We start from the raw sequence: 15,950 nt of genomic DNA, 5'->3' as shown, positions 1-15,950 counted from the left end.
CACCGCGCTGCTCTTCCCCTGGCGCCTGAGCTGAACAAAAGAAAAGGCCCGGTCGCGATTCGCGACCGGGCCTTTTTTCGTTGGTGCCGACCAGCGCGCTTACGCGGCGGTCGAAGCCTTCTGCGCGGCCTTCGCCTGCGCGGCAGCAGCCTCGTCCTTGCGGATCTCGGAGAGCTTCTTCTGGACCTGCTCCGAGAAGATGTACTGCGCCGGGCGCTGCTTGGACATGTCGATCTCCGGCGCCATCGGGCCCGACGTCTTGATGCCGCGCAGCGACACCCACATCGCCTTCAGCGGGTTGTGGAGGGCTGCGGTGGCCGCGGTCGGCTCGTAGCCGCAATGGGCCATACAGTCGGCGCACTTCTCGTATTTGCCGGTGCCGTAGCTGTCCCAGTCGGTGGTCTCCATCAGCTCCTTGAAGGTTTTTGCGTAGCCTTCACCGAGCAGATAGCAGGGCTTCTGCCAGCCAAAAATGTTGCGCGCGGGCATGCCCCACGGCGTGCACTCGTATTCCTGGTTGCCGGCGAGGAAGTCCAGGAACAGGCCGGAGTGCATGAAATTCCACTTCTTGCCCTTGCCCATCGCGAAGACGTCGCGGAACAGCTTCTTGGTCTTGGTGCGGTTGAGGAAGTGCTCCTGGTCCGGCGCGCGCTCATAGGCGTAGCCCGGCGACATCGAGACGCCGACGCCGAGCTCGACGGTGAGGTCGAGGAATTTCGCGATCTCCTCGGCCGGATGGCCGTCGAAGATGGTGGCGTTGACGTTGACAGTGAAGCCGCGCGCCTTGGCCGCCTTGATCGCGGAGACGGCGCGGTCGAACACGCCCTTCTGCGACACTGCCTTGTCATGGTGATCGCGCAGGCCGTCGAGATGCACCGAGAAGAACAGATACGGCGAGGGCTCGAACAGATCGAGCTTCTTCTCGAGCAGCAGCGCGTTGGTGCAGAGCGAGACGAACTTCTTGCGCGCGACGAGGCCGCGCACGATCTCGCCGATCTCCTTGTGGATCAGCGGCTCGCCGCCGGGAATCGCGACCATCGGCGCGCCGCATTCGTCGGCGGCATCCCAGCACTCCTGCGCCGTCATGCGGCGGTTGAGGATCGCGTCGGGATAATCGATCTTGCCGCAGCCGACGCAGGCGAGGTTGCAGCGAAACAGCGGCTCCAGCATCAGCACGAGCGGATAGCGTTTGCGGCCAAGCAGTTTCTGCTTGAGCAAATAGCCGCCGATACGCATTTCCTTGAAGAACGGGATAGCCATTACAAGTTTCTTTCTGGGCTTTGAATTCGGGTGAGTCAGCTCGCAGCCAATTGGGCCGGAAGCCGGAATTCGATGTTTTCCTCGCGGCCCGGCAACACCGAGACCTTCACTGGTCCGATCCGCCGCATCGCTTCAATCACGTCATCCACGAGTACCTCGGGCGCCGAAGCGCCGGCCGTGACGCCGACGGTCCTGGCATCCTTCAACCACGCCGGATTGAGCTCGCTGCCGTCGGCAATCAAATAACTCGCGACGCCGGCTTCGGTGCCGATTTCGCGGAGCCGGTTCGAGTTCGAACTGTTGGCAGCGCCCACCACCAAGATCACGTCGACCAGCTTGCTCAAATCCCTTACCGCAGTTTGGCGGTTCTGTGTCGCATAGCAGATATCCCGGATATCCGGACCTTGAATATCTGTAAAGCGGGCGTGGAGGGCCGCGATGATGTCCTTGGTGTCGTCGACCGACAGGGTGGTCTGGGTGATGTAGGCCATTGGCGTATCCGCCGGCAGCGTCAGGGCGTTAACCTCTTCAACGCTTTGAACAAGCTGCACTGGCCCCGGGACCTGGCCCATCGTGCCCTCGACCTCGGGATGGCCGGCATGGCCGATCAGAATCAGCGTGCGGCCCTTGGTGATGTAGCGTTTCCCCTGATTGTGAACTTTCGTGACCAGGGGGCAGGTGGCGTTCAGCACCGGAAGATCGCGCGCAGCGGCCTCTTCCTCGACGCTGCGGGCGACGCCATGGGCGCTGAAAACGGTCACCGCCTTCGGCGGCACTTCGGTCAATTCCTCGACGAAGATCGCGCCCTTGTTCTTCAGGCTCTCGACCACGTATTTGTTGTGCACGATCTCATGGCGCACGTAGACGGGCGGACCGTACTTCTCCAGGGCCCGTTCCACGATCTCAATCGCACGCACCACGCCCGCGCAGAAGCCGCGCGGCTGCGCCAGATAAACTTCCATTGGACGCCCATCACGCAAGTTGCATCAATCCGCTTCAAAGTTCCCGGCAGCACCTCGCTACTGACCAATGAGGTGCAATATCCGCACCATTGGTCTCGCGCAGCGGGTAGCCACCCACCCCCGTTTGGGCTCCGGCGCATGGAGGCGCAATACTTTGTGTCAAAAAATCGGCAGCAAGGGAAGTCGAACGCTCCTTGAGTTCCCAGAGAAAGGCAGTTCGATGGTATTTTGGTAGGTCATTCCCGGTGAGCAACATGGCGACATTTGGCTCACTCTTTCGTCACTTTCCCGCCTCAACTCCCCGGCTATACCGACCGCCCCGCATGATTTTGCCGCGGGTCCTCCGCCGTTTACCTCGAACCTTGTCGCGGCGAGAACCACTCAAACAGCAATAGGTTTCGCCCGGGAACTCCGATAAACAGCGGGCGTTTCCGGCAAGCTGTTAACCGCAGAAAGAAAAGAAGTGCTGCAAAGCGTCGTTGTTGCCATCGTCAGGGCCTGTACCCGGTTTGCCTCCCTCGTCGTCATTTTCGGGCTCCTGCTGTCGGTGGGAGCGGGCTATTACGCTGCGCGCCACTTCGCCATCAACACCGACATCAATTCGCTGATTGCCCAGAATCTGGACTGGCGCCAGCGCGACCAGCAGTTCGACCGCGCCTTCGACCGCGACGCGACCATCACGGCGGTCGTCGAAGCCAAGACGCCCGAGATGGCGAGCGCGGCAGCGGATGCGCTCTTTGCCAAGCTCAAGGACGACAAGACCAACTTCCAATCGATGCAGCAGCTCGGCAGCGGCGAGTTCTTCGAGAAGAATGGCCTGCTGTTCCTGCCGACCGAGGAGGTCGGCAAGATCACCGGTCAGTTCGATTCGGCAGCGCCCTTGATCGAGATCATGGCGGGCGACCCCTCGATCCGCGGCCTGACCGGCGCGCTCGAGACCGGACTTGCCGGCGTCAAGCGCGGCCAGGTCAAGCTCGACAACACGGAGCGGCCCTTCAACCTGATCGCGCAGACGGTCGAGACCGTGCTCAACAAGGGCAATGCCAGCTTCTCCTGGCGCGAGCTCGTCAGCGACGAGCCGTTGAAGGATTCGGACAAGCGCGCCTTCATCGAGTTCAAGCCGATCCTCGACTACAACGCGCTGGAGCCGGGCAAGGGCGCCACCGACGCGATCCGCAAGGCCGCAGCGGATCTGGATTTCCCGACCAAATACCAGGCGCGGGTGCGGCTGACCGGCCCGGTCCCGATCGCCAACGAGGAATACGCGACCGTCCAGGAAGGCGCCGTCGTCAACGGCATCGGCACGGTTCTCGTCGTGCTGCTGATCCTGTGGCTGGCGCTGCATTCGGCGAAGATCATCTTCGCGGTCTTCGTCAATCTCTTCGTGGGCCTCGCGATCACGACCGCGGCCGGTCTGATGATGGTCGGCTCGCTCAATTTGCTGTCGATCGCGTTTGCGGTGCTGTTCGTCGGCCTCGGCGTCGATTTTGGCATCCAGTACAGCGTCCGCTACCGCTCCGAGCGCTACAAGTACGACGATCTCTCGGGCGCGCTGGTGCTGGCGGCCAAACGCTCGGCGGTGCCGCTGTCGCTCGCGGCGATGGCAACGGCCGCGGGCTTCCTCTGCTTCATGCCGACCGACTACAAGGGCATCTCCGAGCTCGGCCAGATCGCCGGCGTCGGCATGCTGGTCGCGTTCCTCTCGTCGATCACCGTGCTGCCGGCGCTGTTGAAGCTGTTGAACCCGCCCGGCGAGCCGGAGCCCGTCGGTTACGCCTTCCTGGCGCCGCTCGATCACTTCCTCGAAAAGCACCGCGTGCTGATCGTCGGCGGCACGCTGCTGCTGGCGCTCGGCGGCCTGCCGCTGCTCTACTTCATGAAGTTCGACTTCAACCCGATGAACCTGCGCAATCCGCATGCCGAATCGATCGCGACCTTCCTCGACCTGCGCAAGGATCCCAACACGGGCGCCAATGCCATCAACGTGATGACGACGTCGGAAGAGCAGGCGAAGCAGGTCGAGGCGAAGCTGGAGAAGGTGCCCGAGGTATTGCGGGTGATGTCACTCGACAGCTTCGTGCCGCAGGACCAGCCGCCGAAACTGAAGCTGCTCGCGCAGGGCGCCAAGGTCTTGAACCCCGCGCTCAATCCCGACCAGATCGACGCGGCGCCGTCGGACCAGGAAAACGTCGAAGCGCTGAAATCCTCGGTCGACAATCTGCGCCGGACCGCGGGCGATGCGAAGGGACCGGGTGCGCTCGCCTCGCGCCGGCTGGCCGATGCGCTCGAGAAGCTCGCTAATTCCGATGAGGCCACGCGCAACAAGGCGCAGGACGTGTTCGTCACACCGATGAAGATCGTGTTCGACCAGCTCAAAAACGCGCTGCAGGCCGAGCCGGTGACCCTGAAGTCGCTGCCGCCGGATCTCGTCAGCGCCTGGAAGAGCAAGGACGGCGTCATCCGCGTCGAGGCGCTGCCCAAGGGCGATCCCAACGACAACGACACGCTGCGCAAGTTTGCCGCGGCCGTGCTCGCGGCCGAGCCGACCGCGATCGGCGGGCCGGTCTCGATCCTGAAATCCGGCGACACCGTGGTGAAGGCGTTCATCCACGCCGGCGTCTATGCACTGCTGGTGATCGGCCTGCTCTTGTGGATCACGTTGCGGCGGTTCGTCGACGTGCTGATGACGCTGGTGCCGCTTCTGGTTGCCGGCGCGGTGACACTCGAGATCTGCGTGTTGGTCGGCCTGCCGCTCAACTTCGCCAACATCGTCGCATTCCCGCTGCTGCTCGGCGTCGGCGTCGCCTTCAAGATCTATTATGTCGTGGCGTGGCGCTCGGGCAGGACGAATCTGCTGCAGACCAGCCTGACGCGTGCGATCTTTTTCAGCGCGCTGACGACGGCGACTGCGTTCGGCAGCCTGTGGCTGTCCAGCCATCCCGGCACGTCCAGCATGGGCAAGCTGCTCGCACTGTCGCTGGTAACGACGCTTGCCGCCGTGCTGCTGTTCCAGCCGGCCCTAATGGGCAAACCCCGCAATCTCAGGGAGTAGGCAGATGTCGCCGACGGGGTCGGCGGCGCCCTTCTGACCGGGCTTGACCGCGCCGGCGGCCTTCGGGGCTGCCGGGGCAGCTGCTGTGGCGCCCGTCGTGCCCTGGGCTTTCGGTGCCGCGCCGGTGGACTTCGGCGCGCCCTTGGCCATCGCGTTGGCGGGGCTCAAGGGGATCGGCGGACCAACCCGGGTCCAGGTCTCGCCCCCGCAGAGAAAGCCCATCACGCAGCCCTTGATTTCGAGCTGGTCAGTCCCGGCCGGCGTGATGGTCGCGCTGTAGAGCTGGCCGTCCTTGGCGTTGTAGACCTGTCCTTCCCACTGATCGACGCCGGGCTTCTTCTTCATGTCGATCAGGGTCGGCATGCCCAGCGTCGGCCTGTTCTTTTTTGACACATCCGGGTTATTCTCGTCGCGGCCTCCGGGCTGCTTTTCCCAGGAGACGGCACCCCACATGCTGCCACTGCATTGGGCGACACGGATGTTGGCGACGCCGTCGGCGACCCGCCAGTCGCCGGTCGGGTCTGTGGCGAGCGCGGGGGTCAGACAGGTGTAACCGCCAGCCAGTATTATTCCGGTGTAAAGGGCTAAACGCATGATAGTTCCTTGGCAGTGCAACATGGTTTAAAGCTGTGCTTGCGAAGATGGTCCGAAAAAGGGCAAAAGGCCGCACAGACCGTTTCGATAGCGGTCCGTTTTCAGTTGACTAGACGGCCCTCAACCGAAGTATGTAGCGGATGCACAGTCCAAATCCAGACATGTCTGAGCTCTTCGCGGACCGTCAGGCCCAGCGCAGCGCCCTGCATAATCGGTATCTGAACGAGCAGTTCGTTCGGGTTCTCAAGACCATCGGTTACGATGTCGGCTTCCAGAAGGGGCAGGGGCAGTACCTCTACGACCGCGAGGGCGCGCGCTATCTCGACCTGTTGTCCGGATTCGGCGTGTTTGCGATCGGGCGCAATCATCCGGTCATGCGCGAGGCGCTCAAGAGCGTGCTTGATGCCGACCTGCCGAACCTCGTCCAGTTCGACGTCTCGACGCTCGCCGGCGTGCTCGCCGAGCGCCTTCTGAAATACGTCCCCTATCTCGACAAGGCGTTCTTCGCCAATTCCGGCGCTGAATGCGTCGAGGCAGCAATCAAATTCGCGCGCGGCGCGACCGGCCGTCCCGGCATCGTCTATTGCGCCCACGGCTATCACGGCCTGACCTATGGCGCGCTGTCGCTCACGGGCGACTCGAACTTCCGCACCGGTTTCGAGCCGTTGCTGCCGGGCTGCACCCCGATCCCGTTCAACGATCTGGCTGCGCTCGAAAAGGCGCTGGCCTCACGCGAGGTCGCGGCCTTCGTCGTCGAGCCGATCCAGGGCAAGGGCGTCAACATGCCCACCGACGAGTTCCTGCCCGGCGCGGCCGCGCTCTGCAAGAAATACGGCACGCTGTTCGTCGCCGACGAGATCCAGACCGGCATGGGCCGCACCGGCCGCTTCCTTGCGGTCGAGCACTGGAACGTCGAGCCCGACATTGTGCTGCTGTCGAAGTCGCTGTCCGGCGGCCACGTGCCTGTCGGCGCGGTGCTGACGCGCAAGAGCATCTTCGACAAGATCTTCAATCAGATGGACCGTGCGGTGGTGCACGGCTCCACCTTCTCCAAGAACGACCTCGCGATGGCGGCGGGCATCGCCACGCTCGACGTCATGGAGTCCGAGAAGCTGATTGAGGCCGCGGCCAAGCGCGGCGCCGAGCTGCGCCTGGCGCTGACGCGCATGGTGCCCGGCTACGAACTGTTGAAGGAAGTCCGCGGCAAGGGTCTGATGATCGGCATCGAGTTCGGCCCGCCGAAATCGCTGCGCCTGCGTGCCTCCTGGAACGTGCTGGAGACTGCCAACAAGGGCCTGTTCTGTCAGCTCATCACCGTGCCGCTGTTCAAGGATCACAAGATCCTGACCCAGGTCGCCGGCCACGGCAGTCACACCATCAAGCTGCTGCCGCCGCTCACCATCACCGAGGAAGACTGCAGCTGGATCGAGCGCGCCTTCGACGACGTCATCGCCGGCAGCCACAAGGTCCCCGGCGCGATCTGGTCGCTGGGCAAGACCCTGGTGGACAACGCGGTGAGACGGTCGGCCTGATTTTTGGCCGAGCCATCTCGGCATTCGTCATTGCGAGCGAAGCGAAGCAATCCAGACTATCTCGGCGGAGGCAGTCTGGATTGCTTCGTCGCTTCAGCGCAAAATTGCTGCGCAATTTTGCCGCGAGCTCCTCGCAATGACGGTGCGGGGTGAATCTACCCCTCCACATTCGCCCTCATCGCCGCCTCGAACTTGTCGACGAACTCGGCGAGCTCGTCGGCGGCGATATCGCTGACGGCCCAGAAATTCAGGCCGCGATTGCCCCAGCGGCGGCAGTTGAAGCCTTGCATGGTCTCGGTCTTCGGCGCGCGATATTCCACGTTCGATGTCTGCGATACGAACAGGTTGATGACGTGCTGCCGGCGCCGGTAGACGACCGCGCCGATGGCGCGCGCGTCGATGTAGTCGAGCCGGCCGCCGACCAGCGTAAAGCCCTGCGCGGTGAGATCGATCACGGGCGGGGCGACGTCGAGCTTGCCGTTGAACCACGGCTTGACCGTGTGCTGGTCGGTCGAGACCACGTCGGTGAGGTGGCCGGCCTGCAGCGAGCGCAGATGCGCGGAGACGACCTCCGACAGGATGCGCTGCTGATCATCCTGGCGCAGTACCAATGCGACGACGCCGGAGGCGGCGAGCGCGGAGACGGCCGAGCCCATGGCAAAGCCGCGCAGCAAGGAGCGGCGAGTCGGTTGGTGCTGTGCTTGCGGCAGTGACGCCTCGATCCGAGCGCGGAGGCTCGCGGGCGCGGTGTAGCGCAAATCGGTGTCGGCGAGCACGCGCTGCATTTCGCGCTGCGCGGCGAGCTCGGCGGCGCAGGCCGGGCAGCTGACGATATGCGCTTCGACCTCGCGCGCATGGCCGGCATCGAGCTCATTGTCGAGCAGCGCGTGAAGCAGGATTCTTGCTTCGTCGCAGGTCATCTTGCTCGCTCCTCTTCCGCCGTCCAGGCCGCCCGCAGCATGGCGCGGGCGCGGGCGAGGCGGGACATCACGGTGCCGATGGGTGCACCGACCGTCTCGGCGATTTCACGATAGGACAGATTGTTGATCTCCCGCAGCACGAAGGTCTCCTTGAACGGTTCGGCGAGCGTGTCGATCAGCTTGCGGATCGCGCCGGCATCGCGGCTGCGCAGCACTTCGGTTTCCGGGCTTGCCTCGCTCTCCTGCCAGATCGGCGTCTGCTCCGCGGCGCCGGGTGTATCCTCGATCGCGCTGGGCCTGTGCGCCCGCCGCGCATATTCTGCGTTGCAGACGTTGCGCAGGATCGCGAACAGCCAGGGTTTCATCGCCGGCCCGCGATAACTGTCAAAGTGCTTCAGCGCGCGCAAATAGCACTCCTGCACCGCATCCTCGGCGTCGGAGGCATCGCGCAGAAGGTAGCGCGCGAGCGTGTAGACGTCGTCAAGATGGGGCAGTGCCGCTTCGCGGAAGCGCTGCGTCTTCTGCATATCGTCGGTGGCGGGCATCGCTCCTCGCTTTGCCTCTTGCTTTGCTGCTTCTTCTGCCGCGATCGAAGACGTCCGAGCCCGGCCGGCGTGGGACCACCGGCCGGGCAAGACGTTGATGTCTCGGCTCGAGATGTTACTCAACCTTGATCATCCCCGTCATGTGCGGATGCAACGAACAAAAATATTTGTAATCGCCCGCATTGGTGAAGGTGAACGAGAACTTGTCGTCGGTGTCCAGGGTCTTGGACCTGAACTTGCCGGCCGACACGATGGTGTGCGGAATGTCGTCCCGGTTGGTCCAGGTCACGGTGGTGCCGGCCTTGATCTTGAGCTCGGCCGGCTGGAAGACGAAATTGTCGATATGTACCTCCATGTCGTCGGCGCGGGCAGTCGTTGCGGGCAGCAGGATGGCCGCGGCCAAAGCGAGACCGAAGTCGACTCCGAAGTCGCGGCGATTAAGTGTCTTCATGATCAGCCTTTCTCTCAGCCCTGGAGCGGCGTATCGATGATGGCGAGGCGCTGCTCGTTCTGCTTGAAGTTGATGCTAGCAACGCCGAGCATGGACCGGAGTCTAGCGTCCTCGACCTTCATCGGCCCGGGCGAGGGAGCGGCCCCCGGCGCCGGCTGCGGGAAGGCGGTCGAGCGCGCGGTGTGGAAGGTGACGTTGCCCTCGACCTTCTGCATCACCTGATGGATGTGCCCGTTGAGCACGGTGACCGAGCCAAAACCCTTGACGTATTCCAGTGCGCGGCCGCCATCCTCGGTGCCCCAGCCCCATTGCGGGTAGACGGTCCAAAGCGGGATATGGGCGAACAGCACGATCGGCGTCGATTTCGACTTGCCGCGCAGATCGTCTTCGAGCCAGGCGAGCTGCTCGGCGCCGAGATTGCCAAGGCCGCCGGCCTTGAGGTCGACGACGTTGACGAGGCCGATGAAGTGCACGCCGCCGGCATCAAATGAGTACCAGCCGTGCCCCTTGGTGCCGCGACCGTAGCGTTCGCGATAGAGCTTAACCTCCTCGTCGATGAAGTCGTGCTCACCCGGCACGTAGTGCACGTCGAGCTTGGTCTGCGAGATGATGCGTTCGGCGTTATCGAACTCGGTGACCTTCGACAAATGGGTGATGTCGCCGGTATGGATCATGAAGGACGGCTTGATCGGCATCGCATTGATCTTGCCCACGGCTTCCTCCAGCGTGCCGAGCGCGTTGGGATTGGCCGGCTTGTCGAAGCCGACATGGCTGTCGCTGATCTGGAGGAAGGTCATGCCGGGCGCAGCCGCGGTTGCGGCTTGCGCGGTATCGATGATGCCCAGCGAGCGCGGCACCCCGCCGGTGATGGTCCAGAGCACCCCGGTGCCCGCCCAGGTCATGCATTCCAGCACCTTGCGGCGGTTGACGCCGTCTTCGCCATGGTCGTGTCCGCTCATCGCGCATCTCCTCTGGCCCGAAATTGGGCTTGCCGCGAGGTGATCGGGAGAGGGGCGGGTTTATTCCCGGGCTCCAGATAGAATGGATCGGGACCGGCTAATCAACTTTCCGAGAACCGGTTTACCCCGAAACAGGTGGTCTCCGCACCGCGGGACGCCAATGGTGGCGCAGCTGAGCAACCATCTCGCGCTGTGGAAGCCGTTGCCAGGCCGTCGTTTCTTGGTGCTTGTGCAACGATCAGGATGCAGCATTCAGCCGCAGCAATCATCCGCGAATCGACGAGACTGACTTCGGTGTCAGAAACTAACTCGCTCGAAGGTGAGCTCGCATCGCAAGAATAGGAACAGCTGGAGATCAACTGAATTCAAGGTTCGCCAATGACGCAGGCTGCCGAGTTTGACGCCTTGGCGAACGCAACTGAAGAGGAGTTGATGATGATGAGAACACTCGCGATCCTTGCGGCAGGCGCATCACTGCTTGCAGTCTCTTGCCCGAGCTATGCAGCAGACCATCTGTTCACCGCCGTGGCTGCGGGCGGACTGTCGAATACCCCCGGCCAAGAAAGCCAACCATTCCTGAATGGACTCAACAATCCGGGTCGACCGGGTGACGAAGTCCCAGGTCAAGGCAGCGTATTTCAGGGCGAGGACCATACCGTCCCGGCAACGGATACGACGACCGGGGTGAAGATGCTTAAAACGCCTCCGCCAGCGCAGAGCGGGACGAAGACTGTGCCGACGGGCAGCCCTTCGGTGCCCTAATCCAGCCACTGCGATCGCTTCGGGGCGGGCCAGAAGCGGCGCGTTCAGTCTCAGCTCTTCTGGTCTGATCACGCCGCCTGCGGCATCGTCAACGAGGGGGCAACGTTCAGCGTGGAGCGCCGCAAGAGCTAATGCGGCGAAATTATCATTCGCACGGATAATCAATTGACATCGCCCCGAAGCCTTCTGATGCGCGCAGCATTGGGGGGCTGCGTGGTTGCCGCTGCCTATCCGTTGTGGGCTCCGGACAGCTCGCTCACAGCTGCCGGCGGCGACCATGATGATCTGCGCTATGTTAGCATTGCCCGCGACAACGTCATTCAGAACGTCACCGCTGCCGGAACGCTCGAAGCCGTTGATACCGTCGAGGTCAGCTCGCAGCTTTCGGGGCAGGTCGCCAAGCTGATGGCCGACCACAATTCCATCGTTCGGGCCGGCGAGCCCCTTGCTGCACTCGACAGCGCCACTTTCGAAGTCTTGGTCAAGGAAGCAGAAGCCTCGCTCACCGTCGCGCTCGCACAACACGAGGAGGCCAAGGCAGCCGTCGATGGCGCGCAGGCGCACTACGATGACGCGTTGCGCGATCTTCAGGTCAAGAGCTCACTCAGCAAGAACGGCAGTGTTTCCCAACGCGACGCCGAGCGAGCGCAGATGACGGCTCGCTCGCTCGGCGCTGAATTGTCCGCGGCGCAGGCGCGCGTGCAGGTACGCGCGGCCGGTGTGATGGTTGCGCGTGCCTCCCTCGAACGGGCTCGACTTGATCTCGAACGAAGCACCGTCAAGTCGCCGATCGATGGAATAGTCATCCGGCGCAGCGTCGAGCTTGGCCAGACAGTGGCTGCAAGCCTCCAGGCGCCGACCCTCTTCACCATCGCGCGGGATCTGTCGGACATGCGCGTCAGTGCGTCCGTCAGCGAGGCCGACATTGGCGCGGTGCGAACCGGCCAGCGTGCGCTGTTCAGTGTCGATTCCTATCCGGGACGGACCTTCGAGGGCCGCGTACTCGAGATCCGGAAGGCAGCACGGATGGTACAAAACGTGGTGACCTACACCGTGATGATTTCGGCGCCCAATCCAGAAGATCTGCTGCTTCCCGGGATGACGGCTGATGTTCGCATCGTAGTTCAAGAGCAACACGATGTGATGGTTGTTCCCAATGCCGCACTCAGCTTTCGCCCGGTACGGGACGGCGCAACCGATCGCGGCCCCGGACAGGGAGTGATCTGGATCCGTACGAAGTCCGGCCATCTGGACCCAGCCTCGGTCTCATTGGGCGCCACCAGCGACTCTCTGACCCAGATCCTGTCGGAGGACGTCCAAATCGGTCAGCGGGTCGCCATCGGTTATCGTAGCAAGCCATGACATCGCTCGTCATCCTGGACCATATCCACAAGCGACACCGGCTCGGCAGCCAAAGCGTTCACGCGCTGTCGGACATAACCATGCAAATCGATCCGGGAGAGTTCGTTGCCGTCGTGGGCCCGTCCGGATCAGGAAAATCCACCTTGCTTTCGATCATAGGCTGCCTCGATCGACCCTCCTCCGGAGGCTACTTTCTTCACGGTCAGGATGTACTTGCGCAGTCAAGGCGCCGGTTGAGCGAACTGCGAAACCGGCGCTTCGGTTTTGTGTTTCAGAACTTCAATCTGTTGCCACGCCTGACCGCACTCGAGAATGTAGGGTTGCCCTTGTTCTATCGGCGTGACGGGCTGCGCAATCCGATCGCAAGGGCACGCGTTGCGCTCGAGCGGGTCGGTCTCGGCAGCAGGATGCAGCATATGCCTAGCCAGCTCTCGGGCGGTGAGCAGCAGCGAGTCGCCGTCGCGCGTGCGATCGTCAACGAACCCGACCTTCTCTTGGCCGACGAGCCGACCGGGGCACTCGATACGAACACACGCGATACCATCCTCTCGATACTCGCCGAACTCCGGCGTGGCGGCCTCACGGTCATGCTTGTAACCCACGACGCCGAAGTCGCGGGGCGCGCGCAGCGCACGATCAGGCTCCGGGACGGCGCAATCGTCGGCGACTCGATATCTCTCGGCGCGTCCTCAACTTCGACCATCGCGGAGGTTTGATGCGATCGCTCGGCTACGTCTATCTGGCGTTTCAGTCGATACGTGCGCACATATTGCGCTCTGTTCTCGCGATAACGGGCATTGTCATCGGCATTGCCGCCGTGCTGATCGTGGTCGCCGTGGCGGAAGGGGCGCGTGCCGAGATTTCGAGACAGATCAATTCGCTTGGATCGAATCTATTGCTGGTGCAGCCCGGTGCGCAAAACGCGCAAGGCGTGCGACAGCAGGCGGGCACCGTCCTGTCGCTGACGACAACCGATGCGCTCGCGGTTGCTCGCGAGGTATCCGACGTTGTCATTGCGGCGCCATTCGTGGGCGGACAAAAGACGGTCATCGCGAGAGACTTGAATTGGTCAACCCTTGTTGCCGGCGTGACCCCGGAGTTTTTTGAAGCCCGTGGGTGGCGAATAGGGGAGGGGCAGCTGTTCAATCAGGATCAGGTTGCATCAGTCGCAAAGATCGCGGTGATCGGAGGTACGGTCGCGCGCGAACTGTTCCGCGATAGCGATCCGCTCGGCCGCTTCATCCGTATCGACCGCACTTCATATGTCGTGATTGGGGTGCTTGCCGAGAAGGGGCAGGACTTCACCGGCCGCGACCAGGACGACGTCATCTTCATTCCCCTGTCGTCCGCAAGAATCTTCGCCACCGGACGGAGTCAAGCCAATCCGGATGCCGTGCATACGATTCTGGTGAAGACCGATTCCACCCAGTCAATGGCAGCGGTGGGAGGTGCGATTGCCCGCGTCCTGCGGCAGCGTCACAAGATCATGGGACACAAGGACGACGATTTCCGGATTCAGAACCTCATCCAGATCGCCCAGACGCGCGATCGGACCTATCGCCAGTTCACGTTGCTGGTATCCGCGCTTGCGGGAATCTCGCTCCTGGTCGGTGGCATCGGCGTGATGAACATCATGCTCGTATCGGTGACCGAACGGTTCAATGAGATCGGCATTCGCCTTGCGTTTGGCGCCCGGCCACAAGATATTCGGAAACAATTTCTGATGGAAGCGGTGCTCCTCTGCACCATCGGCGGCCTGTCGGGTCTCGTAGTCGGCTACGCCTGCACGCGCGTTGTGCCCTCCGCGTTGGGCTGGCCCGTCGAGTTCAACGCAGGGATGGCGCTGGTCGCCGTCGCCTGCTCCAGTCTCATCGGCATTATCTTCGGTCTTCTGCCGGCCGAGCGGGCTGCGCGCTTGGATCCGGCGGCGTTACTAAGGTCCGGTTAGAAGGACGAACCCCTCGAACAGCTGCACCGGCTCGCTTCAAGACTCTCGACCTGCTGGCTGACGGCTCCGGGCGTGACGCAGAGCTCGTCGGATGCCCGCTTGAAACTCAGGTGACGGAAACACCAATTTTCACGGCATAGAAAATCTCAGTCAACACGTCAGAAGATCTGGTTTGATCCGGGGATGGCGGCGTGAAACAAGCTCCCACCGAACCATGAAACAGGTGAGCGACAATGGTTGATGCGAGCGAAGTTGTTATCAGTCACCTGCAGCGCCGGAAGATCGAAGGGCGCGTGCTGATCCCGTTCATTCAGGTATTGCGTGACCGGTTCGGTCAAAGCGCAATGCGCGAAGTCGTTGACGAAACGATCCGCAGGCTCGCCGCCGAGGACGGCGCGAGATGGGCAGCAACCTACGGCAAGACGACTGCGTCGCTGCGAACCGTGGCACAGGAGCTCTGGGCGGGCGGCGGCAGCATGGACGTCGAGGTGGTCTCGGAGTCCGACGATCACCTCGATTTCAACGTTACGCGCTGCCAATACGCCGCGTTCTACAAGGAGCTGGGTCTCGCTGATCTCGGCATTCGCGTCCACTGCAATCGTGATCATGCCATGCTGGCCGGCTTCAACGACGAACTCGAACTGTCCCGAAGCCAGACGATCATGGAGGGCGGAGCCTGCTGCGATTTCAGGTTTCGCAAGCGGTCGTAGCGCTACGCCGAAAATTCCCGCACAGCCCGCACCACGACGGCCGGCGCTTCCTGCGCAACGCAATGGCCGATGCCGGCGAAGGCCTGCGTGCTGACGCACGGAATGAGTGACACGGCGCGCAAGGCCATCTCCTTGTAGATCGCACCCGAGGCCTCGGCGGTCGTCACGCGCACTGGGCAATCGATCTCGATGAGCCGCGCGAACGGGTTTCCGCGGGCGTCGCCGGTGTAGATCTGGTCCATTGCCTCGAAGATCGGCCGCAGGATCGCTGACTCGATCTCTGGCGTGCAGCAGAGCCGCACCCGGCCATTCTCCAGAGGCGCGAAGCCGTTCTTCACATAGGCCCATAGCGAGGTCTCGGTCCAATCCGCGAACGCCGGCGCGGCGCGGTAGCGCTTGAAGACCGCCTCAAAACTGTCGAACTCGGCCTGGCGCCGCAGCACGCCTTGCACGCCGGCGGCGGCCCATTCGCTCAATCCCGCCGACGCATCGCGCGCCGCGCGCGGGTTCATCACGGTCGGCTCCATCACGAACAGGCGCGTGAAGCGGTCCGGTCTCAATCGAGCGGCGAGCAGGAGATCGGTCGCGCCCGCGCCGTGGCCGATGCCGTAGATGTCGCGCAGCTCCAGCGCATCGATCACCCGGCAGACGTCGTCGGCGTAATCGAGGAAGTGATATGCGCCGGGCTTGTGGCTGGCGCCGTGGCCGCGGCGGTCGAGCGCATAGACCGTGTAGGTCGATGCAAGCTCGCGCGCGACCTCGTCCCAGACGTCGGCGACGAAACCGGTGCCGTGCAGAAGGAGGGCGGCCGGTTTGCCGCGCTCGCCCCACTGCAGCATGGCGATCTCGGAGCCGGCCGGGCCGATGGAAAAGCGGTGCGGATCGATCATTGT

At 63.0% G+C, this 15,950-nt stretch carries 16 protein-coding genes; 7 read left to right on the top strand and 9 right to left on the bottom strand.

What is annotated here, in order from left to right:
- Window positions 1-99: 99 nt before the first annotated feature.
- Together hpnH and ispH are read right to left on the bottom strand one after the other, a co-directional pair.
- Entirely contained in the window at window positions 100-1,260 is a 1,161-nt protein-coding gene (gene hpnH / locus ACNJX8_RS28190; protein ID WP_128935007.1) for an adenosyl-hopene transferase HpnH, read from the bottom strand.
- Window positions 1,261-1,295: 35 nt separating this feature from the next.
- On the bottom strand, window positions 1,296-2,222 hold the full coding sequence (gene ispH, locus ACNJX8_RS28185; protein WP_128944830.1) for a 4-hydroxy-3-methylbut-2-enyl diphosphate reductase: 927 nt from the start codon (window positions 2,220-2,222) through the stop codon (window positions 1,296-1,298).
- Window positions 2,223-2,685: 463 nt separating this feature from the next.
- On the opposite strand from ispH, the gene ACNJX8_RS28180 reads away from it, so the two are divergent.
- Window positions 2,686-5,274: an MMPL family transporter gene (locus ACNJX8_RS28180; protein WP_439357483.1), complete on the top strand. Its 2,589-nt coding sequence runs from the start codon at window positions 2,686-2,688 to the stop codon at window positions 5,272-5,274.
- Here the strand turns inward: ACNJX8_RS28180 and ACNJX8_RS28175 are convergent.
- On the bottom strand, window positions 5,242-5,868 hold the full coding sequence (locus ACNJX8_RS28175) for a DUF2147 domain-containing protein (protein ID WP_249760546.1): 627 nt from the start codon (window positions 5,866-5,868) through the stop codon (window positions 5,242-5,244). The genes ACNJX8_RS28180 and ACNJX8_RS28175 overlap by 33 nt on opposite strands.
- Window positions 5,869-6,008: 140 nt before the next feature.
- Between ACNJX8_RS28175 and hpnO the strand changes: the two genes are divergently transcribed.
- The gene (gene hpnO, locus ACNJX8_RS28170) at window positions 6,009-7,400 is read left to right on the top strand and encodes an aminobacteriohopanetriol synthase HpnO (protein ID WP_128935004.1); all 1,392 of its coding nucleotides are present in this window, start codon (window positions 6,009-6,011) and stop codon (window positions 7,398-7,400) included.
- A 155-nt stretch (window positions 7,401-7,555) separates the two neighbouring features.
- Here hpnO and ACNJX8_RS28165 read toward each other — a convergent pair whose 3' ends face one another.
- From ACNJX8_RS28165 to ACNJX8_RS28150, 4 genes are all read right to left on the bottom strand, one after another.
- Window positions 7,556-8,320 carry an anti-sigma factor family protein gene (locus tag ACNJX8_RS28165; RefSeq protein ID WP_439357482.1) on the bottom strand — a complete coding sequence of 255 codons (765 nt, stop codon included), beginning with the start codon at window positions 8,318-8,320 and terminating at the stop codon, window positions 7,556-7,558.
- A complete protein-coding gene (locus tag ACNJX8_RS28160; protein ID WP_439357481.1) occupies window positions 8,317-8,865 on the bottom strand; it encodes a sigma-70 family RNA polymerase sigma factor in 549 nt (182 codons plus the stop codon). The genes ACNJX8_RS28165 and ACNJX8_RS28160 overlap by 4 nt, the downstream gene beginning before the upstream one ends.
- A 115-nt stretch (window positions 8,866-8,980) precedes the next feature.
- Window positions 8,981-9,316, bottom strand: coding sequence for a cupredoxin domain-containing protein (locus ACNJX8_RS28155; RefSeq protein ID WP_439357480.1), 336 nt, complete (start codon window positions 9,314-9,316; stop codon window positions 8,981-8,983).
- Window positions 9,317-9,330: 14 nt separating this feature from the next.
- Window positions 9,331-10,275 carry a metallophosphoesterase family protein gene (locus tag ACNJX8_RS28150; RefSeq protein WP_439357479.1) on the bottom strand — a complete coding sequence of 315 codons (945 nt, stop codon included), beginning with the start codon at window positions 10,273-10,275 and terminating at the stop codon, window positions 9,331-9,333.
- Window positions 10,276-10,653: 378 nt separating this feature from the next.
- On the opposite strand from ACNJX8_RS28150, the gene ACNJX8_RS28145 reads away from it, so the two are divergent.
- The 4 genes from ACNJX8_RS28145 to ACNJX8_RS28130 all read left to right on the top strand — a co-directional run bounded on the left by ACNJX8_RS28145 (window position 10,654) and on the right by ACNJX8_RS28130 (window position 14,347).
- Window positions 10,654-11,037 carry a hypothetical protein gene (locus ACNJX8_RS28145; protein WP_128935000.1) on the top strand — a complete coding sequence of 128 codons (384 nt, stop codon included), beginning with the start codon at window positions 10,654-10,656 and terminating at the stop codon, window positions 11,035-11,037.
- 189 nt (window positions 11,038-11,226) lie between these two features.
- Window positions 11,227-12,399 (top strand): efflux RND transporter periplasmic adaptor subunit, encoded by a 1,173-nt coding sequence (locus ACNJX8_RS28140; RefSeq protein ID WP_128944823.1) that lies wholly within the window; start codon window positions 11,227-11,229, stop codon window positions 12,397-12,399.
- Complete coding sequence (locus ACNJX8_RS28135) at window positions 12,396-13,115, top strand: ABC transporter ATP-binding protein (protein ID WP_439357478.1); 720 nt, start codon at window positions 12,396-12,398, stop codon at window positions 13,113-13,115. Before ACNJX8_RS28140 ends, ACNJX8_RS28135 begins: the two co-directional genes overlap by 4 nt.
- Window positions 13,115-14,347: an ABC transporter permease gene (locus ACNJX8_RS28130; protein WP_439357477.1), complete on the top strand. Its 1,233-nt coding sequence runs from the start codon at window positions 13,115-13,117 to the stop codon at window positions 14,345-14,347. The genes ACNJX8_RS28135 and ACNJX8_RS28130 overlap by 1 nt, the downstream gene beginning before the upstream one ends.
- Here ACNJX8_RS28130 and ACNJX8_RS28125 read toward each other — a convergent pair.
- Window positions 14,344-14,457, bottom strand: a complete 114-nt coding sequence (locus ACNJX8_RS28125; protein WP_439361994.1) for a hypothetical protein — start codon at window positions 14,455-14,457, stop codon at window positions 14,344-14,346. The genes ACNJX8_RS28130 and ACNJX8_RS28125 overlap by 4 nt on opposite strands.
- Before the next feature lie 123 nt (window positions 14,458-14,580).
- On the opposite strand from ACNJX8_RS28125, the gene ACNJX8_RS28120 reads away from it, so the two are divergent.
- The gene (locus tag ACNJX8_RS28120; protein WP_249760552.1) at window positions 14,581-15,057 is read left to right on the top strand and encodes an L-2-amino-thiazoline-4-carboxylic acid hydrolase; all 477 of its coding nucleotides are present in this window, start codon (window positions 14,581-14,583) and stop codon (window positions 15,055-15,057) included.
- Window positions 15,058-15,059: 2 nt separating this feature from the next.
- On the opposite strand, the gene ACNJX8_RS28115 is transcribed toward ACNJX8_RS28120, so the two are convergent.
- On the bottom strand, window positions 15,060-15,947 hold the full coding sequence (locus ACNJX8_RS28115; protein WP_439357476.1) for an alpha/beta fold hydrolase: 888 nt from the start codon (window positions 15,945-15,947) through the stop codon (window positions 15,060-15,062).
- Window positions 15,948-15,950 lie beyond the last annotated feature (3 nt).

Origin of the sequence: Bradyrhizobium sp. SPXBL-04 (assembly GCF_051853035.1) — a bacterium.
GTDB lineage: Bacteria > Pseudomonadota > Alphaproteobacteria > Rhizobiales > Xanthobacteraceae > Bradyrhizobium > Bradyrhizobium zhanjiangense.
Note: the sequence above shows the minus strand (reverse complement) of the source record. Positions and strands in the feature narration are given on the sequence as shown.

Excerpts from the sequence above, each read along its gene's own strand:
- ACNJX8_RS28160 (WP_439357481.1), bottom strand. The coding sequence starts at position 8,865 with ATGCCCGCCACCGACGATATGCAGAAGACGCAGCGCTTCCGCGAAGCG.
- ACNJX8_RS28115 (WP_439357476.1), bottom strand. The coding sequence starts at position 15,947 with ATGATCGATCCGCACCGCTTTTCCATCGGCCCGGCCGGCTCCGAGATC.
- hpnO (WP_128935004.1), top strand. The coding sequence starts at position 6,009 with ATGCACAGTCCAAATCCAGACATGTCTGAGCTCTTCGCGGACCGTCAG.
- ACNJX8_RS28150 (WP_439357479.1), bottom strand. The coding sequence starts at position 10,275 with ATGAGCGGACACGACCATGGCGAAGACGGCGTCAACCGCCGCAAGGTG.
- ACNJX8_RS28140 (WP_128944823.1), top strand. The coding sequence starts at position 11,227 with ATGCGCGCAGCATTGGGGGGCTGCGTGGTTGCCGCTGCCTATCCGTTG.
- ispH (WP_128944830.1), bottom strand. The coding sequence starts at position 2,222 with ATGGAAGTTTATCTGGCGCAGCCGCGCGGCTTCTGCGCGGGCGTGGTG.
- ACNJX8_RS28175 (WP_249760546.1), bottom strand. The coding sequence starts at position 5,868 with ATGCGTTTAGCCCTTTACACCGGAATAATACTGGCTGGCGGTTACACC.
- ACNJX8_RS28155 (WP_439357480.1), bottom strand. The coding sequence starts at position 9,316 with ATGAAGACACTTAATCGCCGCGACTTCGGAGTCGACTTCGGTCTCGCT.
- ACNJX8_RS28130 (WP_439357477.1), top strand. The coding sequence starts at position 13,115 with ATGCGATCGCTCGGCTACGTCTATCTGGCGTTTCAGTCGATACGTGCG.
- ACNJX8_RS28165 (WP_439357482.1), bottom strand. The coding sequence starts at position 8,320 with ATGACCTGCGACGAAGCAAGAATCCTGCTTCACGCGCTGCTCGACAAT.
- hpnH (WP_128935007.1), bottom strand. The coding sequence starts at position 1,260 with ATGGCTATCCCGTTCTTCAAGGAAATGCGTATCGGCGGCTATTTGCTC.
- ACNJX8_RS28135 (WP_439357478.1), top strand. The coding sequence starts at position 12,396 with ATGACATCGCTCGTCATCCTGGACCATATCCACAAGCGACACCGGCTC.
- ACNJX8_RS28145 (WP_128935000.1), top strand. The coding sequence starts at position 10,654 with ATGACGCAGGCTGCCGAGTTTGACGCCTTGGCGAACGCAACTGAAGAG.
- ACNJX8_RS28120 (WP_249760552.1), top strand. The coding sequence starts at position 14,581 with ATGGTTGATGCGAGCGAAGTTGTTATCAGTCACCTGCAGCGCCGGAAG.